Annotated in this window: 30 protein-coding genes; 12 read left to right on the plus strand and 18 right to left on the minus strand. The window is 69.4% G+C overall.

Annotation, left to right across the window (positions count from 1 at the left end):
* Positions 1–32: 32 nt before the first annotated feature.
* Both QY307_01790 and QY307_01795 read left to right on the plus strand, forming a co-directional pair.
* Positions 33–536, plus strand: a complete 504-nt coding sequence (locus tag QY307_01790) for an HNH endonuclease (protein WKZ83009.1) — start codon at positions 33–35, stop codon at positions 534–536.
* Positions 537–598: 62 nt separating this feature from the next.
* Complete coding sequence (locus QY307_01795; protein ID WKZ83010.1) at positions 599–1,165, plus strand: recombinase family protein; 567 nt, start codon at positions 599–601, stop codon at positions 1,163–1,165.
* A gap of 18 nt (positions 1,166–1,183) precedes the next feature.
* Here QY307_01795 and QY307_01800 read toward each other — a convergent pair whose 3' ends face one another.
* Complete coding sequence (locus tag QY307_01800) at positions 1,184–1,792, minus strand: hypothetical protein (protein ID WKZ83011.1); 609 nt, start codon at positions 1,790–1,792, stop codon at positions 1,184–1,186.
* A 221-nt stretch (positions 1,793–2,013) separates the two neighbouring features.
* Here QY307_01800 and QY307_01805 point away from each other — a divergent pair, with 221 nt between their 5' ends.
* From QY307_01805 to QY307_01815, 3 genes are read left to right on the plus strand one after another with little or no spacing between them, the layout of a single operon-like run.
* On the plus strand, positions 2,014–2,913 hold the full coding sequence (locus tag QY307_01805) for a MoxR family ATPase (protein WKZ83736.1): 900 nt from the start codon (positions 2,014–2,016) through the stop codon (positions 2,911–2,913).
* Entirely contained in the window at positions 2,913–4,082 is a 1,170-nt protein-coding gene (locus QY307_01810; GenBank protein WKZ83012.1) for a DUF58 domain-containing protein, read from the plus strand. The genes QY307_01805 and QY307_01810 overlap by 1 nt, the downstream gene beginning before the upstream one ends.
* On the plus strand, positions 4,067–6,430 hold the full coding sequence (locus QY307_01815; protein WKZ83013.1) for a DUF3488 and transglutaminase-like domain-containing protein: 2,364 nt from the start codon (positions 4,067–4,069) through the stop codon (positions 6,428–6,430). The genes QY307_01810 and QY307_01815 overlap by 16 nt, the downstream gene beginning before the upstream one ends.
* A gap of 16 nt (positions 6,431–6,446) precedes the next feature.
* On the opposite strand, the gene QY307_01820 is transcribed toward QY307_01815, so the two are convergent.
* Together QY307_01820 and QY307_01825 are read right to left on the minus strand one after the other, a co-directional pair.
* Entirely contained in the window at positions 6,447–6,938 is a 492-nt protein-coding gene (locus tag QY307_01820; protein WKZ83014.1) for a MerR family transcriptional regulator, read from the minus strand.
* 72 nt (positions 6,939–7,010) lie between these two features.
* Positions 7,011–7,343, minus strand: a complete 333-nt coding sequence (locus QY307_01825) for a DUF3040 domain-containing protein (GenBank protein ID WKZ83015.1) — start codon at positions 7,341–7,343, stop codon at positions 7,011–7,013.
* 87 nt (positions 7,344–7,430) lie between these two features.
* On the opposite strand from QY307_01825, the gene QY307_01830 reads away from it, so the two are divergent.
* Genes QY307_01830 through QY307_01850 form a run of 5 tightly spaced genes read left to right on the plus strand, consistent with a single transcriptional unit; the run spans position 7,431 to position 10,403 of the window.
* A complete protein-coding gene (locus QY307_01830) occupies positions 7,431–8,045 on the plus strand; it encodes a histidine phosphatase family protein (GenBank protein WKZ83016.1) in 615 nt (204 codons plus the stop codon).
* Between the two features lie 50 nt (positions 8,046–8,095).
* Positions 8,096–8,521, plus strand: a complete 426-nt coding sequence (locus QY307_01835) for a hypothetical protein (protein ID WKZ83017.1) — start codon at positions 8,096–8,098, stop codon at positions 8,519–8,521.
* A 34-nt stretch (positions 8,522–8,555) separates the two neighbouring features.
* Positions 8,556–9,314 (plus strand): hypothetical protein, encoded by a 759-nt coding sequence (locus tag QY307_01840; protein ID WKZ83018.1) that lies wholly within the window; start codon positions 8,556–8,558, stop codon positions 9,312–9,314.
* Entirely contained in the window at positions 9,311–9,586 is a 276-nt protein-coding gene (locus tag QY307_01845; protein ID WKZ83019.1) for a hypothetical protein, read from the plus strand. The genes QY307_01840 and QY307_01845 overlap by 4 nt, the downstream gene beginning before the upstream one ends.
* Before the next feature lie 28 nt (positions 9,587–9,614).
* Entirely contained in the window at positions 9,615–10,403 is a 789-nt protein-coding gene (locus tag QY307_01850) for a thioesterase family protein (protein ID WKZ83020.1), read from the plus strand.
* A gap of 17 nt (positions 10,404–10,420) precedes the next feature.
* Here QY307_01850 and fabF read toward each other — a convergent pair whose 3' ends face one another.
* From fabF to QY307_01890, 8 genes are read right to left on the minus strand one after another with little or no spacing between them, the layout of a single operon-like run.
* A complete protein-coding gene (gene fabF / locus QY307_01855; protein WKZ83021.1) occupies positions 10,421–11,668 on the minus strand; it encodes a beta-ketoacyl-ACP synthase II in 1,248 nt (415 codons plus the stop codon).
* Entirely contained in the window at positions 11,668–11,913 is a 246-nt protein-coding gene (gene acpP, locus QY307_01860) for an acyl carrier protein (GenBank protein WKZ83022.1), read from the minus strand. The genes fabF and acpP overlap by 1 nt, the downstream gene beginning before the upstream one ends.
* A 44-nt stretch (positions 11,914–11,957) precedes the next feature.
* Positions 11,958–12,698: a 3-oxoacyl-[acyl-carrier-protein] reductase gene (gene fabG / locus QY307_01865; GenBank protein ID WKZ83023.1), complete on the minus strand. Its 741-nt coding sequence runs from the start codon at positions 12,696–12,698 to the stop codon at positions 11,958–11,960.
* Positions 12,695–13,765 (minus strand): beta-ketoacyl-ACP synthase III, encoded by a 1,071-nt coding sequence (locus QY307_01870; protein ID WKZ83024.1) that lies wholly within the window; start codon positions 13,763–13,765, stop codon positions 12,695–12,697. The genes fabG and QY307_01870 overlap by 4 nt, the downstream gene beginning before the upstream one ends.
* 14 nt (positions 13,766–13,779) lie before the next feature.
* A complete protein-coding gene (locus tag QY307_01875) occupies positions 13,780–14,709 on the minus strand; it encodes an ACP S-malonyltransferase (protein WKZ83025.1) in 930 nt (309 codons plus the stop codon).
* The gene (locus QY307_01880; GenBank protein WKZ83026.1) at positions 14,709–15,392 is read right to left on the minus strand and encodes a LiaF-related protein; all 684 of its coding nucleotides are present in this window, start codon (positions 15,390–15,392) and stop codon (positions 14,709–14,711) included. Before QY307_01880 ends, QY307_01875 begins: the two co-directional genes overlap by 1 nt.
* Positions 15,389–15,757 carry a DUF1232 domain-containing protein gene (locus QY307_01885; GenBank protein WKZ83027.1) on the minus strand — a complete coding sequence of 123 codons (369 nt, stop codon included), beginning with the start codon at positions 15,755–15,757 and terminating at the stop codon, positions 15,389–15,391. The genes QY307_01880 and QY307_01885 overlap by 4 nt, the downstream gene beginning before the upstream one ends.
* Complete coding sequence (locus QY307_01890; protein WKZ83028.1) at positions 15,754–16,677, minus strand: ROK family protein; 924 nt, start codon at positions 16,675–16,677, stop codon at positions 15,754–15,756. Before QY307_01890 ends, QY307_01885 begins: the two co-directional genes overlap by 4 nt.
* 109 nt (positions 16,678–16,786) lie before the next feature.
* On the opposite strand from QY307_01890, the gene QY307_01895 reads away from it, so the two are divergent.
* A complete protein-coding gene (locus QY307_01895) occupies positions 16,787–17,206 on the plus strand; it encodes an Hsp20/alpha crystallin family protein (GenBank protein ID WKZ83029.1) in 420 nt (139 codons plus the stop codon).
* 104 nt (positions 17,207–17,310) lie between these two features.
* Here the strand turns inward: QY307_01895 and QY307_01900 are convergent, their stop codons facing one another.
* The 7 genes from QY307_01900 to QY307_01930 form a co-directional block, all read right to left on the minus strand.
* The gene (locus QY307_01900) at positions 17,311–17,508 is read right to left on the minus strand and encodes a hypothetical protein (protein ID WKZ83030.1); all 198 of its coding nucleotides are present in this window, start codon (positions 17,506–17,508) and stop codon (positions 17,311–17,313) included.
* Positions 17,501–18,673, minus strand: coding sequence for an ArsA family ATPase (locus tag QY307_01905; GenBank protein ID WKZ83031.1), 1,173 nt, complete (start codon positions 18,671–18,673; stop codon positions 17,501–17,503). The genes QY307_01900 and QY307_01905 overlap by 8 nt, the downstream gene beginning before the upstream one ends.
* Positions 18,670–19,113, minus strand: a complete 444-nt coding sequence (locus QY307_01910) for an SRPBCC family protein (protein WKZ83032.1) — start codon at positions 19,111–19,113, stop codon at positions 18,670–18,672. Before QY307_01910 ends, QY307_01905 begins: the two co-directional genes overlap by 4 nt.
* Positions 19,114–19,161: 48 nt before the next feature.
* The gene (locus tag QY307_01915) at positions 19,162–19,917 is read right to left on the minus strand and encodes a metallophosphoesterase (GenBank protein ID WKZ83033.1); all 756 of its coding nucleotides are present in this window, start codon (positions 19,915–19,917) and stop codon (positions 19,162–19,164) included.
* Positions 19,917–21,113, minus strand: a complete 1,197-nt coding sequence (locus QY307_01920; GenBank protein ID WKZ83034.1) for a 4Fe-4S double cluster binding domain-containing protein — start codon at positions 21,111–21,113, stop codon at positions 19,917–19,919. The genes QY307_01915 and QY307_01920 overlap by 1 nt, the downstream gene beginning before the upstream one ends.
* A gap of 20 nt (positions 21,114–21,133) precedes the next feature.
* Positions 21,134–21,325 carry a hypothetical protein gene (locus QY307_01925; GenBank protein ID WKZ83035.1) on the minus strand — a complete coding sequence of 64 codons (192 nt, stop codon included), beginning with the start codon at positions 21,323–21,325 and terminating at the stop codon, positions 21,134–21,136.
* Positions 21,326–21,399: 74 nt separating this feature from the next.
* Positions 21,400–22,632 carry an NYN domain-containing protein gene (locus QY307_01930; GenBank protein WKZ83036.1) on the minus strand — a complete coding sequence of 411 codons (1,233 nt, stop codon included), beginning with the start codon at positions 22,630–22,632 and terminating at the stop codon, positions 21,400–21,402.
* A 70-nt stretch (positions 22,633–22,702) separates the two neighbouring features.
* Between QY307_01930 and QY307_01935 the strand changes: the two genes are divergently transcribed.
* On the plus strand, positions 22,703–24,172 hold the full coding sequence (locus QY307_01935; GenBank protein ID WKZ83037.1) for a M1 family metallopeptidase: 1,470 nt from the start codon (positions 22,703–22,705) through the stop codon (positions 24,170–24,172).
* The last annotated feature ends 58 nt before the right edge of the window (positions 24,173–24,230 follow it).

Consider the following 24,230-nt stretch of genomic DNA (forward strand, 5'->3'; position numbering starts at 1 on the left):
CGAGGCGGGGCCGCTGGTATCGTGATCGCCGAATGGCTCAAGCGCTGGTGCTGAACGCGTCCTACGAGCCACTGACCGTGGTGTCGCTCCGACGCGCCGTCGTGCTGCTGGTGCGCGACAAGGCAGAACTGGTCCACGCCCGCGAGCAGACCTGGCGGTCCGAACACCTCGAGCTCCCCGTGCCGGCCGTGATCCGGCTGCGCAGATACGTTCGCGTGCCCTACCGACGGCGCGTGGCTCTGAGCCGCAGAGCCGTGTTCGCTCGCGACCGAAACCGGTGCCAGTACTGCGGCTCGGAGGCGGAGAACCTGGACCATGTAATCCCCCGCTCCCGAGGGGGCGAGCACACCTGGGAGAACGTCGTCGCCGCCTGCCGGGCATGCAACGCCCTCAAGGGCGACCGCACCCCGGACGAAGCCGGGATGGGGCTCAGCGCTTCACCCGACGCCCCCCGCCAGTCTGCCTGGATCCTGGTCGGACTCGGGGCGCCGCCACATCCCTCATGGGATGCCTATCTAGGCGCCGCCGCTTCCTGACCCTCGGCAACTCAGCGCATCCTCACCATCACTTTCCGTGGTGATATCATCCACTCGAGGAGGTGCCCGAATTGCGCTTGGTGGGCTACGTGCGGGAGACCGCCGACCGTTCCGATCCCCGATCGGCGTTCGCTCAGCAGGAGGAGTTGCGGCGCCACGCCGCCGATTCCGGTGACCTCCTGGTGGCGGTGTGCCAGGACACCCGGCAGCAGGGCGCCCCCACCGCCCGTCACGGCTTCTTCTCGATGCTGGGCGTCATCGCCTCCGGTGCCGCCGACGCCGTGCTGCTCCCTGGCGTCGCCACCCTGTCCAGCGACGAGATCGTCCAGGAGATCCTGCTCTGGGACCTCCGCACCCGAGGGGTACGCGTGATCTCGACGCTGGAGGCCGACCGAGCCATGCTCGATGCCGGTGGCGAGCCGGATCCCGCCCGCATGCTGATCCGCGATGTGCTCACCCGCGTCGGCGAGTACGCCGCCGACGTCGCCCACCTGAAGCCGGAACCGGCGTCACCGCCGCCTGCCGACGTCCTGGTACGCATCATTGGCGCCGACCACGCCGAGGTCCGCCTCGCAACGTCTCCAGCCGGGGACGCAGCGCAGTTCGATCCGGCCGAAGCGAGCCACTGAGGGCGGCAGCCGGGAGGCTCAGTCCGGTCGCAGAGCGGCCATGACCGCCCGAGCCAGAGCGTAGGGTCGACCGGCGGCGACCAGGGCGGACCCAGCCCCCCGCGAACCGTCGTGGCGTTCCAGGATCACGGTGACCGCCACCGAGCCCTCGGCCTCGCACACCGTCATCGCAATCAGGCGTGCCGGACGGCCCTCCACCAGTGCCCCCACCGCCGCCACCACCGCCTCGCTCACCGATTCGTCGTCGGCGGGAGCCCGACGCGAGTAACGACGGCCGTCGACGGCGGTAGCCGTCACCACCACGCCCGCATCCGACTCGTCGACGGCCAGGGAGGCCAACCGGTGTGCCGTGGCGGCCTGCGACTCCCCGACCAGGTCGGCGGGTGCGGCAAGGATCCGGGGGGACTCGGCGGGTTGGTCGGCCTCGTCCTGTGCGGCCAGGCGTGAGGTGAGGCCGTGCTCGGCGAGCACCCTGCGCACTTCGGCTCCAACTACAACCGGATCGGCATCCGGGTCAAGGCGAACCACCACACCCGACGAAGCCTCGACCGACCGGTCGAGTTCGGCGGCGGCGACACCGGGAACGGCCCGCAGTGCCTGCTGCAGCGTTTCGGACGTGAGGGTCAAGGAGTCCACCCGATGTGGTCGATGAAACACCCAGGGTAGCGTCACCCGCCACTCTCGGCGGCGGTGGACTCCAGCAGGCCGAAGGTCGAGCGCAAGCCCCACGCGCTGATAGTCTCCCCGGGCCGGATCGAGGAGGACCGTTGACCACACCGCCGGTAGGCCAGGCCGAACTCGACTGGTTCGCCGCCCAGTTCGATGCCGTCGCCGGCAACGTCGAGCGCGTGATCCAGGGCAAACGCCTCGTGGTCGACCTCGTGGTCATGGCCCTCATCTCCGAGGGTCACGTCCTCGTCGAGGACGTCCCCGGGGTCGGCAAGACCCTGCTCGCCAAGTCGCTGGCGCGCAGCATCGACTGCTCCTTCCAGCGAGTCCAGTTCACGCCCGATCTGCTCCCGTCCGACGTGACCGGCGTCTCGGTGTGGGATCGGGATCGGGGCGGGTTCGTGTTCCGCAGGGGACCGGTGTTCGCCAACATCGTCCTCGGAGACGAGATCAACCGTGCCAGCCCCAAGACGCAGGCAGCCCTGCTGGAGGCGATGGAAGAACGTCAGGTGACCGTGGACGGGACCACGCACCACCTTCCGCCGCCGTTCATGGTCGTCGCCACGCAGAACCCGATCGAACACGAAGGGACCTACCCCCTGCCCGAGGCACAGTTGGATCGCTTCATGGTGCGGTTGGTCATGGGGTACCCGTCGCGCACGACCGAGCTGGAGATCCTCGACACCCACGGACGCGGCTCGTCTCTCGACTCCCTGAAGCCCGTCGTCTCCGGCGCCGAGGTCGGGCGGATGATCGACATGGCTCGACGGGTGTACGTCTCCGATGCCATCAAGCAGTACCTGGTGGACACCGTGGAGGCCACGCGCACCGACCCCGACCTCCTTCTCGGTGCGTCGCCGCGCGCCACCCTGTTCCTCCAGCGGATGGCTCGCACCCGCGCCGCAGAGCAAGGACGCCACTACGTCACCCCGGACGACGTGAAGACCATGCTGCGTCCGGTCCTGACCCACCGCCTCATCCTGAGACCCGAGGCACAGATGCGAGGGATCGCCATCGACGACGTCGTCGACTCGGTGGCCGCCGGAGTCCCGGTGCCAGGGAGCGGGGTCAGAGCCTGATGCCGACGGGACGCGGGTGGGCCGCCACCGGCGTCGCCGCAGCCCTGCTCCTGCTCTGGGTCGGTTTCGGCGAGATCGAACTGATGACGACGGCCATGTTCCTGCTCGCCGCGGTGACGGTGGGAACGATCTTCGTGCGGCTCAACACCCCCGAGGTGCTCGTGGCGAGACGCCTGGCACCGGCGCAGATCCATGCCGGCGACACCGTCGTGGTGGAGCTGGAACTCGTGCCCTTCGTGGGCAGGAGGTTGCGCAACGTAGCCGTCGTGGACGCCGTTCACGGGCTCGGTCTCGCCCGCTTCGCCGCCGGGAGCCTCGCCCCGCTCCAGCCAGTGGTCGCCAGATACGAGGTGGAGTGCCATCGCCGTGGCGCCTACGAGGTCGGCCCCGCGGTGGTGACGGTGAGCGACGCCTTCGGCCTCAGCGAACGGAGCCGTCGGGTGGGGACCGCAGACCGGCTGGTGGTGTACCCGATCGTCGAGAAGCTGATGGGACTCCCGCGGATGCACGGCCTGGAGGCGAGCAGGCACCGCAATCGACCAGTGTTCTCACCGACCGGATCTCACGACTTCTACACGATGCGGGAGTATCAGGTGGGTGACGATCTGCGAAAGGTCCACTGGCCATCGTCGGCACGGCGGGACACCCTGATGATCCGTCAGTTCGAGATCCACCCTCAAGAGAAGGCACTGGTCGCCCTCGACCCCAGGCATGGCACCGACCCCGAAGCATTCGAGCAGGCGGTGATCGGCGCCGCGTCGGTGCTGACCCATCTCTTCTCTGCCGGGTTCTCCACCGAACTCGCCTTCGGTTCGACGGTCGAAGGTGCCGCCAACGGCGACGGGTACCGCCATGCCATGGATCTCCTGGCTCGGGCGACGCCGACCCACGACCCTGATCCGACCAGGAGCCTGATGCGGCTGCGTCGGCGTCACGGTGGCGGCATCCTCCTGCTGGTGACGGCGCGGCTCGATGAGACGGCTCTGGCCGCCTACCGGGCGCTGGCTCCCGGGTTCGGTCGCAGGATCGTCCTCACCGCCGATGATGCCGACGGGCAGCTACTGGCCACCCTGGTGAATCTGGGGGCCCTCCCGGTGGTCGCCCCACCAGGCCGAGCGTGGGCGACGCCGTGGACACGGGCGATGGAGCTCTCATGGTCTACCGCCTGACCTGGATCGCCGGAATCGGCGCCATCGCCCTCGCCCTGGGGCGCGTGTCGCGTCTCCTCCAGCCCGCCGAAAGCGGGCTGCCCTGGCAGGTCGTGGTGGTGGTGGCTGCGATCCTTGGCGGTGGCCTCACCGCTGTCGCCAAGGCAAGGAGAGCTCCCGGCTGGGTGATCGCCGTCATCGACCTGGTGGCCATGGTGCTGCTGGTGGTGCGCATCGCCGCCCCGGAGACGACCCGGTGGCTGCTGCCCACCTCGGCCTCTCCAGGCGCCATCGGGGAACAGCTCGCACTGGCGCGCGATGCGATCAGATCGGGGGTCGCCCCGGTTCCTCCGGTCGACGGGATCATCGCCATCCTCGCCGCCGTCTTCTGGCTGCTGGGAGCGCTGCTGGTGTGGGGCCTTCGCTCCGACAGACCCTACGCCGCCGTCCTGACTCCGCTCGTGGTGTATCTCGAGTTCGCCGTGATGGACCGCAGGGCCGCAGGTTGGTGGACCACCGGATTCATGGCGGCCATCGGGCTGGCCCTGATGGCCGTTGCGGTCGACCGGCGGGGTGCAGCCACCGGGCGCCTCAACGGTGGCAGGCGCCTGCTCGTCCGCACCCTCCCCGCCATCGGTGTGGTGACGCTGACGGTCACACTGGCCACGGCGTTGGTGGCCGTATCGGCGGCAACCCCGCTGGTGCCTCGCAACGGCTACCTCGACTGGCGCTACACGGGTGGGCTCACCGGGGACTACTTCGGGAGCGTCTCCTACAACCCGTTCGTCGGGATCCGTCAGCAGCTCATCTCCCCCACCAACGTGCCGGTGTTCCTGGCCACCGTCTCCGGCGACCTTCATCCCGAAGAGATCTACTGGAGGCTGATCACCCTGGACACCTTCGACGGAGAGCAGTGGTCGGTGGGCAAGGACGCCAAGGTCCTGGCGCCCGAGGACCTCAAGTCCTACGAACCTTCAGGGCACGCCTTCGCCGGAGAAGTGGGCACCGTCCTGGCCGACATCACCATCCACGGGCTGGTGATGGACTGGATGCCCGCACCATACGCCCCAGTCGCCGTCAGTTCCGCCAACGACGCCGTCGAGCACGGGTTCCGAGTGAAGGGCGACGACGCCTCCTTGCGCTACGCCCCGATCACCTATCAGGGGATGTCATACACGGTCCGGTCCCAGGTGCCGCGACCCGAGGTCGACGCCCTCGCCCGGCGCCCCGATGGTGCCCTGTCGACGATCTTCGCCGAGGCGGTGGCTGCGAATCGGCTCGACCTGGATCCGACACCGCGCCTCGTCACCACCCGACCGGCACCGGACCGCGAGATCTACCTCGAACTCCCCGAGACGGTGGGCCCCGACCTGCGCTGGCTGGCGTACTCCATCACGCAGGATCTGGAGACCGAATTCGAACGCGCCCTGGCACTGGAGTCGTTCTTCCGCGACGGGGCTGCCTTCGCCTACTCGACCGACGTGGAGACCGGCCACGGCGCCGTCGACCTCGAGGCCTGGCTCCTCGATCCGTCGAGCCCCAACTACCGGACCGGCTACTGCGAGCAGTTCGCCACCGCCCTGGCGGTGATGGCCCGGGCCGTCGGGATCCCGAGCCGAGTGGTGCTCGGTTTCACCCCGGGCACCCTCCTCGAGGATGGGCGCCTCCTCGTGCGCGACCGCAACGCCCACGCCTGGGTGGAGATGTGGATGGGCGGTCAGGGCTGGGTGCGGTTCGATTCCACACCACGAGCCGACGGCGCCGGCTTCGGAACCGGCGAGAGCCTCGGTCTCGACCTCTCGACCCTGGCGCCCGACATCGACGCCGTTCCCCAGCCCAACGGTGACGACCCAGCGCCGCCCATCGCCGGAGACCTGGGCGAGGGCGGCACCGCGACCGACACGACACCGGAGGAGGCGCCGGTGGGACAGGCTTCGCCCGGCCCTGCTTCGGTGTGGCTCGACCTCGCCCTGGCAGGTATTGCCTTGGTACTCGCTCTGGTCCTCGTGGTCCCTGGTGCCAAGTGGCTGCGCCGGCGTCGGCGCCTTGCTCGGCTCGGTGCAGGTGACATCACCGCTGCCTGGCATGAGATCGTCGATCGAATGGCCGATCTGGGCCACGGCCCCACCCCGGCGACCACACCGATGGAGTTCGCCCGTGGCATTGGAAGGGCCGTCGAGCCGTTGGCGACGTTGTACGGGGCTGTCGAGTACGGTCCGTCACGCGATGCCGACGCCGGGATGGTGGCGCTGGCGGTTCGCTCCCTCGATGGTGCCGAGGAGACCCTTGCTGCACGCTTCTCGCCGTGGCGACGCCTCACCGCCCGGCTCAGACCCGCCTCGCTGCTGCGGCGCCGCCGCAACGGCTGACTCCGGGCTCGTGCGGTCAGCCCTGGGCGGCTTCTCCCTGCACGTCGTCCTCGACGCGACGCAGCATTAGGAGGAACTGTTCGCGGTCCAGCTCGAACCGGGTCACGTCCTCCTCCACCTCCCGGGTGATCTCATCGATGGCGACGAAGAACGCCAGCTGCCCTTCGCGCAGGGCATCGATCAGCTCCTCCTCGTCGGAGGCGACCCTGAAGATCGACTTGCCGTCGGTGACCAGCTTGACCTCGGCGAGATGCGAGTCCATGTCCGCCGTGCGTCGCAGATAGTCCCAGGCACGCCGCACCCGCTGTACCGACATGCCGTTGTCCAGGAGCGAGCGGACGACGCGCAGGGCGACCAGATCGCGGAACGAATAGAGACGCCGCTTACCGGGTCGGCCGCCGGTTCCCTGCAGGGATGGAACCACCAGCCCCACTCGGTCCCAGTAACGAAGTTGGTGCGCGGTGCACCCGGTCAACCGACAAGCCTGCTGAGCACTGAACGCCTCCAAGACCTTCCCTCTCCCTGTCGTGGCCAAGGACGAAGCTGCGTCCGTGGCGGAGTCTTCCCGAGAACGGCGACTCTAGCGGTCCCGTCGCCGCCGCCGCAGCCTGGAGGCGAAAGAATCCGGCGAGCCGACGCCCACACCGAACCGGCGGCGCAGGATGGCCACGGTCCAGGCGGCGGCCGCCACCATGGCGGCGAAGCCGAGAAGGGCGACCAGGGTCTGCCGGGTGAAGAAGCCGAGCATCAGAGCGAAGCCGATGACGAAGAGCAACACTGCCCAGCGGAGATTGCGAGAAGCGGTGGTGGCGACCCTGGCATCGCGCACCGAAGCGGCGAGCTTTGGATCCTCCTGATAGAACTGCCGCTCTATCTCCTCGAGGATCCGCTGTTCTCTGTCGTCGAGGGGCATCGCAGGTCTCCGCTCTTCGGGAGCCGATTATACCGGTGGTCGGGGTCACAAACCTGCAGCGAGTGCCCGTCCCTAGACTCGTCCGCCGTGCTTCACAGCCTCCATCTCGTGCGACACGGCGAGGTGCACAACCCGGACGGAGTCGTCTACGCCGACCTACCCGGGTTCGTCCTCTCCGACCTCGGGCGGGAACAGGCTCGGGCCGCCGCGGCTCGAATCGGATCCCTGGGGGCCGATCTGGTGGTCACCTCCCCGATCGCCCGGGCACGCGAGACTGCGGCGCCGATCGCCGCCGCCATCGGCACAACCCCCATGGTCGACGAGCGGCTTCGTGAGTGGGATCTGTCGCGCCGCTGGGCCGGGGTGCGCTGGGTCGACCTCCCGGGACGCTTCCCGGGCGAGGTCGAGGCCTACCTGGCCGACCCGGCCAACCTCCCCTTCTCCCCGGAGAGCATCGACGAAGTCGGACGACGGATGAGCGCCGTCGTCGACGGCCTGGGACGGTCCCACCCCGGGAAGGTCGTGGTGCTGGTCTCCCATCAGGATCCGGTGCAGGCACTGCGCCTCTCCCTCCGTGGGATCTCCTGGTCTTCGCTGTCGGTGGACAAGCCGGGACATGCCTGCGTCATCACCCTGGTAGCCGATGGCCTGGCGTGGGATGAGGTGGCTGCCTGGGAGCCCGCGGCCGACTCACCCACCTGATATCGGGTTGGCCCTACAATCCGGCGACCGCCGGGAGAGGAGAGTCGAAGGTGAGGCGTCTGATCGGAGCTTGGGCCGCGGCGAGCCTGCTGTTGACGGCGTGTGCCAGCGGGCCATCGGCGTCGGCGATCGCCCTCGACCAGCAGCCGGCGACCACGACGACCACGGAGCCGACCGATGCCGGAATCTTCGTGGTGCGGATCACCAACGGGAGCTTCTCCCCGTCCAACGTCACCCTGGACCTGAACGAATCCTGGATCGTGGAGTGGCACCACGAGGACGCCCCGCGTGAGTACACGCTGATCGCCAGCACCCGCGGCGAAGACGGCAAGCCGATCTTCGAGAGCCCCCTGCTCAAGGAGGGCGACACCTTCCGGTTCGATTTCAGCGAGCTCGAGCCCAAGCTGTACCGATACTTCAGCCTCATCGGGAAGCAGCGGATCCCCGGCTTCATCGACACCAGACCGGAACGCTGATCCGCCTCTCCGTCCGACGGGGGATAATGGACCGGTGCCGCTTGCACCGCTCATCGTCACCTCACTCGTCGTCGCTCCGATGGTGTTCGGTGCCGTACTCCTAGCGCTGACCCCGGCGCCGTTCTCGTCCGATGCCGCCCTCCTCCTGGCGGCCGGCAACACGATCCTGGGGACGATCGTCGCCGTGGGGTTCCTTCTGGCCCGCGCCCGCTGGGCCCGTGACCTAGGACTTGCACTGGCACTGCTCTGGGTAGGGCTGGGAGTGGTCGGCGAGTCGCCCTGGCATTCGGCCTCGGTGGTACTCGGAGCAGGGCTCCTGGCGGCGATGGCCGGCCCCTGGCCGCAGCGCTGGCTTCGGCGGCTGCCCGCCACCGAAGCCCCTCCTCGGGCGGCCGCCGCTCTCCTCTTCGCGCTGGTCTCGGTCCCGACGCTGCTCGCCATCGCATCTCCCACGGGCGTGACCTGGGCCTCCTGGGCGTTCGCCGCCTGGTGCCTGCTTCTCGCCTGGGCGGTGGCTCGCGCCGTCCCCGGTGCATCGACGGCGGCCCGCTTCGCCCACCCGGTGCTCGCCATCGCCATCGCCTACGCGGCGGGTCGCTACGGAGGAGCAGTCGCGGTGGCGTCCGGCGCGGTCGTCGCCGTACTCGCCTGGCAGCGGGAAGTTCGGGTGGCTGTGGCTCCGCTGGTCCCACCCATGGCGGGTGAAGCGGTTCGCTTCCCTCCGGAACTGGCGCCCGCCGCAGTCCTCGAGGCCGCCGGACTCGACCGGTCGGGCAGACCGGAGAAGCCATGAAGCTCCCCAACCCCTGGTTCCTGATTCCGGTGGTGGTTGCGGCGGTCACCGGCGGGGTCATCGGGTTCTACGTAACCGACGCCTCATGCACCGCGGGCTGCGCGCCGGCGGCCGTCTCCATCGGCCTGGTGGTCGCCCTCGCCTGCGCTGTTGGCGTCGGGGTGGTCGCCGTGCTGGCGGCACGATCCCTGGGCGAGTGGCGCAACCTGGCCGATCGCGAGCTCACCGTCCCTGTCGAGGGTCCGCCCGAGGAGCGGCCCCCGACGTGCTGAGAACTGCTCCTGCTCCGAGGAGCCGGCGATGACCTTCGCTGCCGCCACCGCACTGCGCCGCCTCGAAGACGGTGTCTGGGAGGGTTCCATCGCCCCAGGATGGGACATCGCCGGCGCAGCCAACGGCGGCTACCTTCTGGCGATCGCCGCCCGAGCGGCGTCGCTCACCTGCGGCCGGATCGACCCGGTGACCGTGACCGCCCACTACCTGGCACCCGGGAAGCCGGGGCGAGTGACCGCCCACGTCGAGGTGGTCAAGTCGGGGCGGCGCTTCGCCACCGTCTCCACGGAGCTCAGGGATGCCTCTCGCCCGCTGCTGCGCATGCTCGGCTCGTTCTCCGACCTCGACGACGCGACCCCGACCACGGAGCTCATGGGCTCCGGTCCTCCCGATCTCCCCCCGGTCGCGGAGTGCCTGCCGGTGACCCCCACCGAGACCTTCCCCCCGCCGTTCATGGGTCGGGTCGACCTCAGGCTCCCCGCCCAGACGCTCTCCGGATGGGGAGAGCCGGGCCCTCCACGGGTGGCCGGATGGTTTCGTCTCGGCGAGGCCGAGCCCATGGACACGACCGGGCTGCTGGTGGCGGTCGACGCCTTCCCGCCCACCATCTTCTTCGCCGGGCTGCCCGTGGCCTGGGTGCCCACCCTGGAGCTGACCGCTCACATCCGGGCCCGGCCGGCGCCGGGATGGCTGCGCGGTGCCTTCTCCACCAGGTTCGTCACCGGCGGGTTCCTGGAGGAGGACGGCGAGGTGTGGGACTCAGAGGGTCGCCTGGTCGCCCAGTCCCGCCAGTTGGCCCTGCTGCCTCGCACCTGAACCCGCGCCGGCCATCGTCATTCGTGGGCGGTGAACACCAGGGCGACGTTGTGGCCCCCGAAGCCGAACGAGTTGGTCATCGCCGACCGCACCCGATGTGGCCGCGAGACGTTCGGCACATAGTCCAGGTCGCACTCCGGGTCGGGGGCCTCATGGTTGATGGTCGGCGGCAGCACCCCGTCGCGGATGGCGAGAATGCAGGCCAGTGACTCGAGGGCACCGGCACCACCCAGGAGGTGACCGGTCATCGACTTGGTGGAGGAGACCGGCACCGAGTAGGCCGCCTCACCGAACACGGCCTTGATGGCGGCGGTCTCGGTCGAGTCGTTCGCCTGGGTAGAGGTCCCGTGGGCGTTGATGTAGTCGATCTCGGTCGGCGCCATCCCGGCGTCGTCGAGCGCGGCCTGCATGGCCCGCGCCGCCCCTCCCCCGCCGGGGCGGGGCAGGGTGATGTGATATCCGTCCGAAGACATCCCGTAGCCGGCGAACTCGGCGTAGATGTGGGCACCGCGCGCCAGGGCGCGCTCGCGCTCCTCGAGGATCAGGGTGGCGGCGCCCTCTCCCATCACGAAGCCGTCGCGGTCCGCGTCGAACGGGCGGCATGCCCGCTCCGGCTCGTCGTTGCGCGTGGACAGGGCACGCGCCTGCCCGAAGCCGGCCAGGGCGAACTCGCAGATCGGAGCCTCGCCTCCTCCGGCCACCATCACGTCGGCGGCGCCACGACGGATGATCTCGGCGGCGTCACCGATGGCGTTGGCCGAGGCGGCACATGCGGTAACGGTGCAGATGTTCGGACCAAAGAGGTGATAGCGAATCGACACCAGGCCGGCCGCCATGTTGGAGATGATCTGTGTGATCGACAGCGGACTCACCCGGTCGGGTCCGCGCTGACGCATGGTGTCGATCCCCTCCTGGAACGAGATCATGCCGCCGATCCCGGAGCCGACCGCCACCCCGGCGCGTAGCGCCTCCGGGTCGGTCTCCCCGTGGTCGATCCCGGCGTCGGCCAATGCCTGGTGTGACGACGCCCAGAAGAACTGGTCGTATCGGTCGAGGCGTCGAGCCTCCTTGCGCTCGATGTACTCCTCGGGATCGAAGTCGGCCACCTCGGCTGCTATCCGGGTCCGCATCGCCGAGGCGTCGAAAGCGGTGATGGGCCCAACCCCCGAACGCCCAGCCAGAGCGGCGCTCCAGAACGACCCGACGTCCCCGCCCAGCGGGTTCACCGTGCCGAGGCCGGTGACGACCACCCGGCGACGCTGCATCAGGCCCCGAGCTTCTGAATCACGGCGTCGACGGCGGCACCGACCGTGGTGATCGACTCGGCCTCTTCGTCGGGGATGCTCACTCCGAAGGTGTCCTCCAGCGCCATCAGCAGCTCCACCACGCCCAGCGAGTCGACTTCGAGGTCCTCCTCGAACCGCGCTGCCGGGTTGATCCGGTCGCGATCGAGCCCGAGCTCGTCGACGAGCAGGTCGGTCATCTTTGCTTCCACTTCGGCTCGGTCCATGCCGTGGCTCCCTCCGGGTCTGGTTTCCTACTGGTCATCCCGCCTCACATGGCGAGGCCGCCGTCCACCACCAGCACCTGGCCGGTGACGTACGAGGCATCTTCCGAGGCAAGATAGCCCACGGCCGCCGCCACTTCGGACGGTGTGCCGAACCGGCCGAGGGCGATGGAGGGCAGTGCCGCCTGGCGCACGCCTTCGCCCAGGGCGTCGGTCAGTTCGGTGGCGATGAAGCCGGGGGCGACTGCGTTCACGGTGATGCCGCGCGAGCCGACCTCCTTGGCCACGGATCGCGTGAACCCGATCAGTCCGGCCTTGGCGGCCGAGTAGTTGGCCTGCCCGGCGTTGCCGGCGATGCCGGCGACCGAAGTGATGTTGATCACCCGACCCCAGCGAGCCTTCAGCATCGATCGCAGGACCGCTCGCGTGCAGTGGTACGCCGAATCGAGGTTGGTGCGCAACACCGACGCCCAGGCTTCGGGTCGCATCCGCACCAACAGGTCGTCGGCCGTGATCCCGGCGTTGTTCACCAGCACCTCCACCGGGCCCAGGGCGGACTCCACCGCCGAGAACATGGCCGCCACCGCATCGGCATCGCCCACATCGCCCCCGACCGCCAGCGCCACACCGCCGGTGGCGGCAATCGCCTCGACGACCTCAGCGGCGGCGTCGGGACGCTTCACATAGTTGACGGCGACTCGATGGCCGTCGGCCGCCAGGCGTTGGGCGATGGCGCGGCCGATGCCTCGAGAGCCGCCGGTCACCAGTGCCACCCGCCCGTCGCTCAACCCGACCTCCCGTGGGCGGCGACGTTGGGAAGCACCAGGTCGAGGCCGGTTGCGGTCGTCGGGGGCAGGTGGGCGTCGGACGAGCCAAGCGGTTCCACCCGCGGCCCCCATCGATACACGCACGCGGCCCAGGTGAAGCCGGCCCCGAATGCGGCGAAGACGATGTCGGTCCCTGGCGTGATGCGGCCTTGCTCCAACGCCTCGGTGATGGCGATGGGAATCGTCGCCGAGGATGTGTTCCCGTACGACTCGATGTTGACGAAGACCTTGGCCGGGTCGAGGGAGAGCCGGCGAGCGGTGGCATCGATGATCCGCACGTTGGCCTGATGCGGGATCAGCAGGTCGATGTCCTCCAGCTTCAAGCCGGCCTTCTCGACCACCCGCATCGATGCATCGCCCATGGCCGTGACCGCCCGCTTGAAGACCTCGGGCCCCTCCATGAGAAACGAGGGGGTCTGCTGGCGCAGCGGATTGCCTTCGGTGCCGCTGGCCGGGACGTAGAGAAGATGGGCCGCGGTGCCATCGGAACCGAGCTCGAAGGAGAGCAGGCCACCCTCCTCGTCGGATGCCTCCAGCACCACCGCCCCGGCGCCGTCTCCGAAGAGGACACAGGTGGACCGGTTTCCGAAGTCGAGCCAGAAGGACAGCTTCTCGGCGCCGATGATCAGCACCCGCCGGACGCCGCCGGCACGGATCAGCTGGTCGGCGTGGGAGAGGGCGAAGAGGAAGCCGGAGCAGGCGGCATTGATGTCCATGGCTGCGGCGCGCGATGCGCCGATCTTCGCCTGTACCAGCGTCCCGGCACCGGGCACCAGGCGATCGGGCGTGCAGGTCGCCAGCAAGAGCAGATCGACCTCGTCGGCGGTGCGCCCGGCCGCCGCCAGGGCATGCTGTGCCGCCACCGCAGCCATGTCCGACACCTCGACGTGGGCGATCCTGCGCTCCTTGATCCCGGTGCGGGTGGTGATCCAATCGTCACTGGTGTCGGTGAGGGTCTCCAGGTCGGCGTTGCTCAGCACGGCGGGGGGAACACACTTCCCCCAACCGGTGATGATCGCGTTTGGCATCCGACCTCCTCCGCTCAGGATACGGCAGCGAGCCGTTGGGCGACTTCCCCCACGTCGGCGAGCGTGGAGACCACGAGCACCTCGGCACCCTCCACCGACCTCCTGGCCAGGCCCGCGGTTACATCGCCCGGTCCGACATGGACGAAGGTTCCGATGCCGGCAGCGGCCATCGCATCGAGGGACTTGGCAAAGAGCACCGGTGAAGTGAGCTGGCGGAGCAGGGCAGATCGCGGGTCGGATCCATGGGGGGCGGCGGTGGCGTTCGACCACACCGGGAAGGCTCCGGAGCCGAAGCGGGTGGTCGCAACCGCCTCGGCCAGGTCGGCGGCGGCAGGCTCCATGAACGGGGAGTGGAAGGCTCCCGACACCTTGAGCGGAATCACGCGGCGGATGCCGTGGTCGGAAGCGTGGGCCGCGGCCCATTCGAGATCGGCGGCACCACCGGCGACGACAGCCTGTCCAGGGGCGTTCATGTTGGCCACCCATAGGCGACCTCCCGAGCCGCGGCACGCCGCCGCCAGGCCCTCTGCCTCCTCGAAACCGGCGCCGAGCAATGCCGCCATCCCCGAGGGCTCGACGTCGGCGGCGGTGCTCATCGCCCTGCCCCGGGCCGCCACCAATGCCAGCCCCTCGGAGAAGCCGAGCACCCCGGCCGCCGCCAGGGCCGTGTACTCGCCCAGGGAGTGGCCGGCAGCCGCCGCCGGGGAAGGAGACACCCTCGACAGGGCGGCGAAGAGTGCGAAGCCGAGTGCGAACAGGGCAGGCTGCGCCACTTCGGTTCGTGTCAGCGCCTCTTCGGGACCCTCCAGGCAGACGGATCGGAGCGACCATCCGAGGACGGCATCGGCGGAGTCACCGAGCAGATCGGGCATCGCATCGAAGAGATCCGCCCCCATGCCCACGAACTGGCTCCCCTGTCCGGGGAACAGAACCGCATGGGGCATCACCGCCACCGTCCGGAGTGCTTGACCTCGACCCCGCCGAGAGCCACCAGAGCCTGTACCTCCAGGCGAGGGGCACCCGAACCGACGGCGTTGCGATCGGTGGTGTCGTCCCACCCGCCCAGCAGCGGCAACCCCCGGATCTCGACGAGCCAGCCGCGGGGAACGAGGATGGCGACGCTGCCGAGGAGGGCGGTCACCGACACCTCGGCTCCGCCGGGCACCGGAAGCGCCTCGGTCAGATCGAGGGTGATCCCACCGAGGATCGAGGTGAGCGATGCCCGCCGAAACGAGTGCGACCTGGTGGCGAGTCGTGCTGATCCGAGGACGGCGATGCCGTCCACCTCCTCGTCATCAGACGGTCGGATCCCGTAGCGGCGTCCCCATCCCAGCAGGATCCAGAGTCCGACCAGCACCAGGGTGACCGGCCACACATAGTCCCAGGCGTCGGCACCGAAGAGACCCGAGGTGACGCCGAGCAGGCCGAGGCCGGCTCCGACCAGGACCAGCGTGCTCGCCCGAGGCCCTCGCGCCGAGGCGAAGTGGAAGACGCCGAGGGCAACGATCGCCGCGGGCCACCAGCGGGCCAGCGCATCCCCGGCATCGAGGGCACCGGCGGAGTCGAGCAGGAACACGACCCCGAGTGTGACGACGACCGAGCCGAAGAGGAGGCGACCGGCGTTCAACCTGCCACCGCCTCGGTCAGCCGACGCAGCCGTCCCGGCATCAGCGACTCGAGCGTCTCCACCGCCTTGGTGAACGCCTCCAACCCGGCCTGGTCCCCGTCCCAGTGTTCTCTGACCAACTCGTCGCCGGCGGCGCGGACCAGCCGCAACGCCGCCATGGCGAGGACGGCGGCGTCGTCGATGCGACCCAGCACGGGAAGCCGGGCCGGGATCAGGTCCCAGGGGATCAGGGCGTAGGCGACGGCTCCACCGGCGAACGCTCTCGCCCGGGCCGGAACCCGAGGGTCGATCGCCAGACGCCAGATCAGGCGTGCCGACGCAGCCAGGGTCGTCAGCGCCTCCCGCAACCCAGATGGTGCCTTCATGTCGCTCCTCCTGCCGCCAGTGCCGCCCCGATCAGACCGGCATCACCGCCCAGGGCGCCTCGTTCCACCGGGGTCGGCCTCCTGTGGGCCGCCCCCGGGATGGACCCCATCATCGCCGCCCGAGCCGGGTCGAGCACCTCGTCGAGGAGTCCGACCGTGCCTCCGACCACCAGGACGTCCGGGTCGAAGACGCCGATCATCGCGCCCAGGCCGCGACCCAGCCATGACCCGACCTCGTGGACCGCCGCCGCGGCGTCAGCGTCGCCGGCTCGAGCGGCGGCGACCAGATCGACGCCACTCGGGGTCCGACCAGCGCATGCCGCTGCCAGGGCGCCGCGCGGGTCTGCAGCCGCCAGGAGCCGGGCGGCGCGATCGAGGGCCGTCCCTGATGCCATCGCCTCCCAGCAACCGCGGAGTCCGCACCGACACTCCGGGCCGCCTGGATCCAGGACCACGTGGCCGACCTCGCCGAGATGACCCCGCCCCCGCTCCACCGAGCCCCCCAGTGCCAACGATGCCCCGATCCCGGTCCCCACCGTGATCAGGAGCACGGCGCGATGCCCCCGGCCCGAACCCATTCGGGCCTCGGCCAGACACGCCATGTTGGCGTCGTTGTCGACCACCACGGGAACCCCCATGGCCTCGGCGACCCGGGTGCCGACCGCCACCCCGGTGCCGGGTCGATGGGGCATCCACGACACCACACCCTCGTCATGACGCACCAGCCCGGCCACACCGACCCCCACCGCCTCGGCATCCATTCCCGAGGCCGCGGTGATGATGGCATCGGGCACGTCGGCGAGGCTCGCCGGCGTCGGGAGGTCCGTGCGGTCCAAGAAGTGATCCGCCCCCTCGATCAGGGCAAGGCGCAGGTTGGTGCCGCCGACGTCCACGGCCACCGTTCGAGGTACTCCGGGCATGACCGGATGCTATCCGCTGTGCATCTCATCGTGGCTTGTGATCCAATCTATCTTGACGACACTCAAGTTATCGTCTATGTTACGGCTGAGAACCGAAAGGAGGAAGGAGATGATCGTGGATCTCGCCCCGTTCGATCCGTTCGCCATGCTGCGCGACATCGACCGGCTCGTCGAGCGAACCCCCGCCAGCCCCACTCGCTGGTTGCCCCGAATCGATGTCTTCGATCGGGAGAAGGAGCTCGTGGTACGAGTCGAGGTCGCCGGCATCGACCCGAACGACATCGACGTGACCGTCGAAGACCGCACCCTGACCATCTCGGGAGAGCGCCATTTCGACGAGACCACACAGACCAACGGGTTCCATCGCCGGGAGATCTTCGCCGGCGAGTTCAAGCGGACACTGGTCCTGCCCGAAGGTCTCGATGCCGGCGAGGTGAGCGCACACGCCGACAACGGCATCCTCGAGGTGACCGTTCCCCGTCGGCCGGAGGTTCTGCCCCGCAAGATCAAGGTCGACGTGGACGCCTGAGCGATCTCAGCCCGATGCGAAACCCGGCCCTCCAAGGGCCGGGTTTCTCGGTTTCGCCGGAAGCGATCCCCGGGGCACGAGTAGGCCGTCGCCGCCAGGCCCGCTCACTCGACGTCGATGTGCTGCGGACCGCTCCCCTCCTCCTGGGCGTCATCGTGAGCTGGGGCCGAGCCGATCTCCTCGAGGAAGGCGCTCACCCCGGCAACGACCTCTATCGCCGCCTTCATGAAGTGGAGCCCGGCACGCTGCAACCCGCGCCGCGTTGCGTCCCCGATCTCGTGGCCTTGGTGATGCTCATCCACGGCGATCTCCGAAACGAACCCAGAGTTCACCTTCGCTGAGCCTGGCACCGATCAGCTCGCGCCGGCGCAGAGAGTCCGGCAGTGCCAGGGACCGCCGGTAAGGCCCGACCGTCACGTAGACGTCGTCGTGGTGTCGCATCACGTCCACCTCGCCCTTCTCGGCCAGGGGCAGGCGCAGGGCCAGCACCACCTCTCCCCCCTCCTCGAAGACTCGGAACGGATCCGCTTCGGCGAGGCGGTCGGTCGGATCCAGATCGCGGTAGAGCTCCTCCCCCACGATTCGCAATCGGTCCACGCCGACCATCTCCTCGTCGAACAGCCGCAGGTGGAGGCGGGACAGATCGGCGAAGGCCTCGTCGACTGTGGTCAGATGCTCCGCCTGTACCTCTCGCCAGCGCTTGAAGTAGGGGTCGGTGACCTCCTCGGGAATGATCCGGTTGACCACGGCCGCATCCACGGCGTAGCCGAACAGTCCCAGGTACGTGTAGGTGCGGCGCGCCTCGCTGACCACCATCTTCTCCAGGTTCATCACCAGCCGGGCACTGGTGATGGCGGGGTCGGCGAGAACCCTCCGCACCCCGGCTATCCGGCCGTAGAACCCCTCCCCGGCCTCGAACACGTCGTCGCCGGGTAATGGCATGGACATCACCCGCGACAGGACCGGCCTGACGACACGCGCCACCCTGCGCTCCAGCGGGAACAGCTTCTCCATGTACCAGCCGAGCACGTCGGGAAGGCTGAGCAGGCGGAGAGTCTCCGCGGTGGGGGCGCAGTCGACGACGACGACGTCGAAGGCGCCGGACGCGACATGATCCTGGACCTCGGCCAGAGCGAACAGCTCGTCCATGCCCGGCAGGACCACCAGCTCCTCGGCGGCGATGCCCTGCGCGCCACCCCAGTCGAAGAGATCGGCCAGGTAGTCGCGCACCTTCCCCCAGTGGGTCTCCAGGCGACGCTGGGCATCGATCTGCTGGCCGAGCAGGCCCGGCACGATCTCGGTCGGAGTGTCCTCGAGGGGGACGGAGAAGGCATCGGAGAGGCTGTGTGCCGGATCGGTGGACATCACCAGGGTGCGATGGCCCAACTCGGCGCAGCGCAGGGCAGTGGCCGCCGCCACCGTCGTCTTGCCCACGCCTCCCTTGCCGGTGATGAGGAGCACCCTCATCCGGCGCTCGCCAGCTCCTCGGCGCGTCGCGTCAAGCCGCGCAGCGCCGCCTGGACGATCTGCTTCTCGGCCTGCCTCCTGAGGAACCCGGGCACGGCGAATGCGGGCTTCACCCGGAGGGCGTACACCACCTCGGTTCCCCCATCTCGCGCGCTGAACTCGTAGTAACCCTCCATCTCCTCGATGTCCTCTCCGGGCACTGCGCTCCATGAGATGCGATTCGGGGCCTGGTACTCGTATTCGAGCTCGTAGGTGATCCGCTTGATGAACCCGTCGACCTCGAAGCGGGCGCGCCCTGCCCTGCCGTCGGCATCGGTCTCCAGGATCTCGACGGCGGCCACGCCGGTAGCCCACTCCGGGTAGGCGGCGAGATCGGCCGCCACCGAGAAGACGACCTCCGGGGGGGCGGCTGCCTCCGAAGTGCGCACGGTTCCATCCATGACAGCGAGGCTAGCGAGACCCGCAGGGAAACCGCCGGGCCGGGGCCATCAAGGAAAGTGACGAACCGGTCGCCCCGTTGCTCGAAAGTAGCCGACGTTGTGGCATGCCGTTCGCCCCACGCGCCATCGAGTCGCCTGCGGCTGGTGCACGTCACCGAAGTAGTGCCAGCGCGGGCCGCTCTCGAGCAAGTACTCCTTGACCGGAGTCGAGCCCTTGGGCAGGCCTCCGACGACATCGGTGCACAACTGGGGAACCGCCGGCGCGACGTGGGTGCACAGGACGTCCACATCGCCGAGCGAGTCCAACCTCTCCCGCATCGCCTCGTCGGACACCTCTCCGGGCCCGCCCACCGAGGGAAGCCCTCCGCCGACGACCCCGATCCGAAGACCCTCCACCTCGATCACTCCGCTCTCGACGAAGCGCACCCCTTCGGGAAGAGCCGCCGCCAGCAGGCCGGGATGGTCCACGTTGCCGAAGGTCACCACGGCGCCGGAACCGGCGAGCGCCGCCGCCGCCTCGGCGTGTGCCTCATCGATCAGAGACCGGTAGGCGTGGCGAATCTCTTCCTCGCGCCCGGCAGCGATGTCGCGCATCACCCGGCGAGCGCCCTCCCAGTCATTTCTGCTGCGGAGTTCGGCGACGCGGGCAACGGCGTCGCGCCCTGCCACCTCGGCGAGCATGCCCTCGTGGGTGCGATGATCGACGAAGTTGAGCAGATCGCCGAGCACCAGCAGAGGCTCCCCCAGGGCCGCCACCTTGGCGAGAGCGCCAAATGCCCCGTGGACGTCCGACACCAGCAGCATCACTCCAGGCTACCGGTCGATGCCAGAGCAACCTCCTGGCGGACGTGGACGTCGGTCTCCGTCGCCGCCATCACCCCCAGTACCGCCCGCGCCCCATCCGAGCCGGTCCGGCCCAGGGCCCAGGCGGCGTGCCCTCGCAGCACGGGGTCGCCGTTTCTGCCGTACCCGGCGAGCACGCCCACGGCGGCCGCTCCACCGGAGTTTCCCAGCGCCACCAGCAGGTTGCGGCGCAGCCAGCGGGCGTCGTTTCCGGGCACGTAGAAGCCGGCGAATCGGCGACGCAGCGTGCCATCGTCGAGTCCCAGCAGGGCGCCGGCATCATGGCGGCCCTTCGTCGGCGCTGCCGCCTCCAGGAGACGAGATCCCGGTGGGCATGCTTCCAGGCAGTCGTCACAGCCGTAGAACCGGTCACCGACCGCTGCCCGCAGTGGCCGGGGAATCCATCCTGGCGCCTGGAGGAGGGCCGAGATGCAGCGACGAGCGTCCACCACCCCGGGTGCCACGATGGCTCCGGTCGGACACGCCGGCATGCATGCCTCACAGCGTCCACAGGTGCGCCGCATGGGCTTCGTGATCGGCAGCGGGGCGTCGGTGGCAACCGACCCCAGGAGCACCCAGGGACCTGCCCCCGGAACCAGGACCATCGCACTCTTGCCTCGCCAACCGACGCCGGCACGCACCGCCGCCGCCCGATCCACGAGGCGGGAGTCGTCGACGAGCACGGTGGCGCGATATCCCTCCTGCTCGAGGAGGGCCGCCACCGCATCCAATCCGACACCGAGCGGGGCGTAGCCGTCGACGGCGGCGAACCGGGCGACGCGCACCGTTCCGGGCTCGGCCGGGCCCGGGCCCCCGGCTTCGGGCAGGTAAGGGCGTGCGGCGACCACCAGGCGCGCCGCCCAGGGGAGAGACCGGCGGATGTCGGAGGAACGGTACGGGCGCTTGAAGGTGAAGCCGAGATGCCCGCTCCTCCCCGAAGCCACCGCCTCCTCGATCCCCCGGCGCGCACCGTGGAAAGGCTCGACACCGGTGACGCCGACGGCACTGCACCCATGGTCGGCGAGGGATCTCACCACCAGGCGGGCCAGGTCGGCAACATCGGGAGCGGGCGGGATGACACCACTGACCCTCGATGGGATGGCTGGGGACTCAGCCGATGCCGTCGTACACCCGTCACCGGGACCAGGCAGGCTCATCGGAGCAGGCTAGGCACCGCCTACTCGTTGACGGCGCGGCGCACCAGGCGCAGGCGCGGTACGAGACCGACCTCGGCGAGGGCCTCGAGGGCGATCACCTGATGACGATCCACATCGACCGGGCCCGGCCATCGTTCGAGCAAGTGCCCGACGACGCAGTCGCCACATGCCTCGCTGTGCTGCAGGGCGCACTCGTCGCAATCGATCCGCATCGATCTGCCTCCTCCTCGGCTGACAAGGGTGAAGGTAGGACGGAGGTGTGACGGATTTGGCGTTCACCCGACCTTCAGCGGCGCTCCCGCTCCCAGTTCGCCACCGCGGTGGAGTACAGCGTCAAGGCTCCACGCTCGGCCGCCGCCTCCCGTACGGCGCGATCGTTGGACACCACCACGACGCCAGGCGCCGCCATGGCCACGATCTCCTCGTCGGCGGTCACTCCCGGCTCGGTGAATCGAACGGTCACGCCCGGCACAGCATCGTGCTCCGAAGCCTCGGAGGGTGAGTCGAACACGATTGTCACATGCCGCCGGCCGGCCGCCGACTGCAGCCTGCGGGCGACCAGCTCCACACGCCGCCTCATCAGAGGCAGGTCCGGTTCGGTTCCATCCTCGATGAGGGCGAAGCCCAGGTTGTACCCATCGAGCACCAGATGGATTCGAGGGCGGTGAGAGAGGACCGCTGCCACCGCCTCTGCCTCTTCGGGCCCGACACCCGCGGGCAGCGAAGGCGGCACCTCCACGGGATGGGTGGCAACGCCGTGTGGCGGCTCACCCCGATCCCCCACCCCCGCCGCCATCTCCATCAGGTCGAGGCGACGCGCCAGCTCCAGGCCGGCCATGCCGAGGCCGGGCAGGATCTCGGGCGGCTCGATTCGCTCCTCCGCCTCACGACGCAGTCGGCGCTCGCGGTCGAGGGCGGTCCGCGCCTGGTCGTTGGCATCGACGAGGGCTGCGATCTCGGCGCGTAGACGATCGCCGTCCTTTGCTGCTCGCTGTTGCACGGCCAGGATCTCCGCCTTGAGAGCCTCCTCCCCCTTTCTCTCGGCGCGAACCGGAGCGCCCGCCTCTCGCCGCAGGGCACGCTCCCGCGCCTCGGCATCCGCCAGCTTCTTGCGGGCGGCGGTCAGCTCCCGCTTCATCACGACCGCGCGCTCCTCGGAGGCGGCCCTCTTCTGGTCCGCACCTTCGGCCTGGCGCACCCCCGCCGCCGCCCCAGCCTTCCAACCGAACTCGGCGAGCCTCAGCTCCCACCCCGGGGGCCGCACCAGAAGGAGCGCCGACGCCTCTTCGGCTCCACCCTCCAGTGCCTTGCCGGCATCGGACCACTGCTCCAAGGCCTTCTCGCGCAGCCAGGTGTGCTCGTCGATCGCCTCGAGCAGGCGGATCTGGCGGGGAGGCGTGAGCTCGCCTCTGGCGACGACCTGAAGCGGCTGGGGCACCCGGTCGGGCTCCATCCGCGCCAGGGCGTCGCGTGCGGCCTCCAGGGCCCTGCGGTACAGGTGACGAGGTTGGAACCTCATCGCCCGACGCTATCACCCCGGAAGGGAGGCGGCTGATCTGGTAGCGCCGGCAGCGAGTATCTTCCGGCCGATGCCCCGGCTCCCCCTTGCCATAGCGATGATGGCGCTCCTCGCCTCCTGCTCCACCGGTTCGAACGGTGCCGTCACGACCTCCCCGAGTCCGATGGCAACCTCGACCGTTCCCGTCACCGCCGGGGAGACAACCTCCACAACCGAGGTCACGCCCGGCGTCTCCGCCTCCGGTGTGGGCGACTCGTACTTCCCCCTCCTCGGCAGTCCCGGACTCGATGTCGACCACTACGCCATCACCCTCACCACCAGCCCCGACCTGTCGGCCATCGCAGCCGCCGAGACCGTGATCGAGGCCACAGCACTCACCGACCTGTCGGTGTTCACGCTCGATTTCGTCGGGCTGGAGATCGATGCTCTCACCGTCGACGGGACGGCGGCCGAGTACACACGCGACCAGGAAGACCTGGTGATCACACTCCCGACGACCATCGGTGCCGGCGAGGGGTTCACGGTCGCCGTCGAGTACCACGGCACACCGGAGCTGCGCCTCCTCGAGTCGATCGGAATCGAAGCCGGATGGACCGTCGTCTCCGACGGGCTCTATGTCTTCGCCGAGCCCAATGCCGCACACACCTGGTTCCCCGGGAACGACCACCCTTCCGACAAGGCGACGTTCACCATCACCGCCACCGTGCCCGATGGTCTGGTCGCCGTATCCAACGGCGAGCTGGTCTCCGAGTCGGCCGCAGGGGGAATGGCGACGTTCACCTGGGAGATGGACTCCCCGATGGCGACCTACCTGGCGCTGCTCGCGGTCTCCGAGTACCGCAGGGTCGAGTCCGAGGGCCCTGGCGGCATCATCCTGCGCGACTACCTCCCGGTCGACTTCGGCGACACCGTTCCCTCATCATTCCAGCGCACCGGCGAGATGATCTCACTCTTCGAGTCGTGGTTCGGGCCCTACCCGTTCGATCGCTACGGGCACGTGGTCGTGACCGGCTTCCCCGGGGCGATGGAGAACCAGACGATGAGCATGATGGGACGCCTCGCCCTCGACGAGTCGACCGTCGCCCACGAGCTGGCACATCAGTGGTACGGGGACAGCGTGTCTCCCTCGCGCTGGATGGACGTCTGGCTCAACGAGGGTTTCGCCACGTTCGCCGAGCTTCTCTGGCTGGAACACACGGAGGGGACGGCGGTCATGACCGCCTACGCATCCAGCCTCCACTCGGTCCTGGAACAGACGGCCGGGGCGATATCGGACCCGGGAGTGGCCAACCTTTTCGGGGCCGATGTCTACTGGCGAGGCGGCCTCACACTCCATGCACTCCGGGTGGAGGTGGGCGACGCCACGATGCGCCAGATACTCACCGAGTACCACGACCGGTACCGGTACGGAAACGCCACCACGGAGGATTTCATCGCCGTGGCCTCAGAGGTGGCGGGCCGCGACCTCGGCGAGTTCATCATGGACTGGCTGGATGCCCGCCGCATGCCGGCGTTCCCCGGGGGACCCTCCTCCGGTTAGCCTGACGGCCCATTCCAAGGAGCGTCGTGACCGCCGACGTCGGACTCATCGGCCTGGC

The organism is Acidimicrobiia bacterium (assembly GCA_030584185.1).
In the GTDB taxonomy this organism is placed as follows: Bacteria; Actinomycetota; Acidimicrobiia; order Spongiisociales; family UBA11373.

What these genes read in the sequence shown, in the direction of transcription:
- QY307_01790 (WKZ83009.1), top strand. Translation starts at nt 33, where the DNA reads ATGGCTCAAGCGCTGGTGCTGAACGCGTCCTACGAGCCACTGACCGTG.
- QY307_01810 (WKZ83012.1), top strand. Translation starts at nt 2,913, where the DNA reads ATGCCGACGGGACGCGGGTGGGCCGCCACCGGCGTCGCCGCAGCCCTG.
- QY307_01815 (WKZ83013.1), top strand. Translation starts at nt 4,067, where the DNA reads ATGGTCTACCGCCTGACCTGGATCGCCGGAATCGGCGCCATCGCCCTC.
- QY307_01825 (WKZ83015.1), bottom strand. Translation starts at nt 7,343, where the DNA reads ATGCCCCTCGACGACAGAGAACAGCGGATCCTCGAGGAGATAGAGCGG.
- QY307_01845 (WKZ83019.1), top strand. Translation starts at nt 9,311, where the DNA reads ATGAAGCTCCCCAACCCCTGGTTCCTGATTCCGGTGGTGGTTGCGGCG.
- QY307_01850 (WKZ83020.1), top strand. Translation starts at nt 9,615, where the DNA reads ATGACCTTCGCTGCCGCCACCGCACTGCGCCGCCTCGAAGACGGTGTC.
- fabF (WKZ83021.1), bottom strand. Translation starts at nt 11,668, where the DNA reads ATGCAGCGTCGCCGGGTGGTCGTCACCGGCCTCGGCACGGTGAACCCG.
- acpP (WKZ83022.1), bottom strand. Translation starts at nt 11,913, where the DNA reads ATGGACCGAGCCGAAGTGGAAGCAAAGATGACCGACCTGCTCGTCGAC.
- QY307_01870 (WKZ83024.1), bottom strand. Translation starts at nt 13,765, where the DNA reads ATGCCAAACGCGATCATCACCGGTTGGGGGAAGTGTGTTCCCCCCGCC.
- QY307_01875 (WKZ83025.1), bottom strand. Translation starts at nt 14,709, where the DNA reads ATGCCCCATGCGGTTCTGTTCCCCGGACAGGGGAGCCAGTTCGTGGGC.
- QY307_01885 (WKZ83027.1), bottom strand. Translation starts at nt 15,757, where the DNA reads ATGAAGGCACCATCTGGGTTGCGGGAGGCGCTGACGACCCTGGCTGCG.
- QY307_01890 (WKZ83028.1), bottom strand. Translation starts at nt 16,677, where the DNA reads ATGCCCGGAGTACCTCGAACGGTGGCCGTGGACGTCGGCGGCACCAAC.
- QY307_01895 (WKZ83029.1), top strand. Translation starts at nt 16,787, where the DNA reads ATGATCGTGGATCTCGCCCCGTTCGATCCGTTCGCCATGCTGCGCGAC.
- QY307_01905 (WKZ83031.1), bottom strand. Translation starts at nt 18,673, where the DNA reads ATGAGGGTGCTCCTCATCACCGGCAAGGGAGGCGTGGGCAAGACGACG.
- QY307_01910 (WKZ83032.1), bottom strand. Translation starts at nt 19,113, where the DNA reads ATGGATGGAACCGTGCGCACTTCGGAGGCAGCCGCCCCCCCGGAGGTC.
- QY307_01915 (WKZ83033.1), bottom strand. Translation starts at nt 19,917, where the DNA reads ATGCTGCTGGTGTCGGACGTCCACGGGGCATTTGGCGCTCTCGCCAAG.
- QY307_01920 (WKZ83034.1), bottom strand. Translation starts at nt 21,113, where the DNA reads ATGAGCCTGCCTGGTCCCGGTGACGGGTGTACGACGGCATCGGCTGAG.
- QY307_01925 (WKZ83035.1), bottom strand. Translation starts at nt 21,325, where the DNA reads ATGCGGATCGATTGCGACGAGTGCGCCCTGCAGCACAGCGAGGCATGT.
- QY307_01930 (WKZ83036.1), bottom strand. Translation starts at nt 22,632, where the DNA reads ATGAGGTTCCAACCTCGTCACCTGTACCGCAGGGCCCTGGAGGCCGCA.
- QY307_01935 (WKZ83037.1), top strand. Translation starts at nt 22,703, where the DNA reads ATGCCCCGGCTCCCCCTTGCCATAGCGATGATGGCGCTCCTCGCCTCC.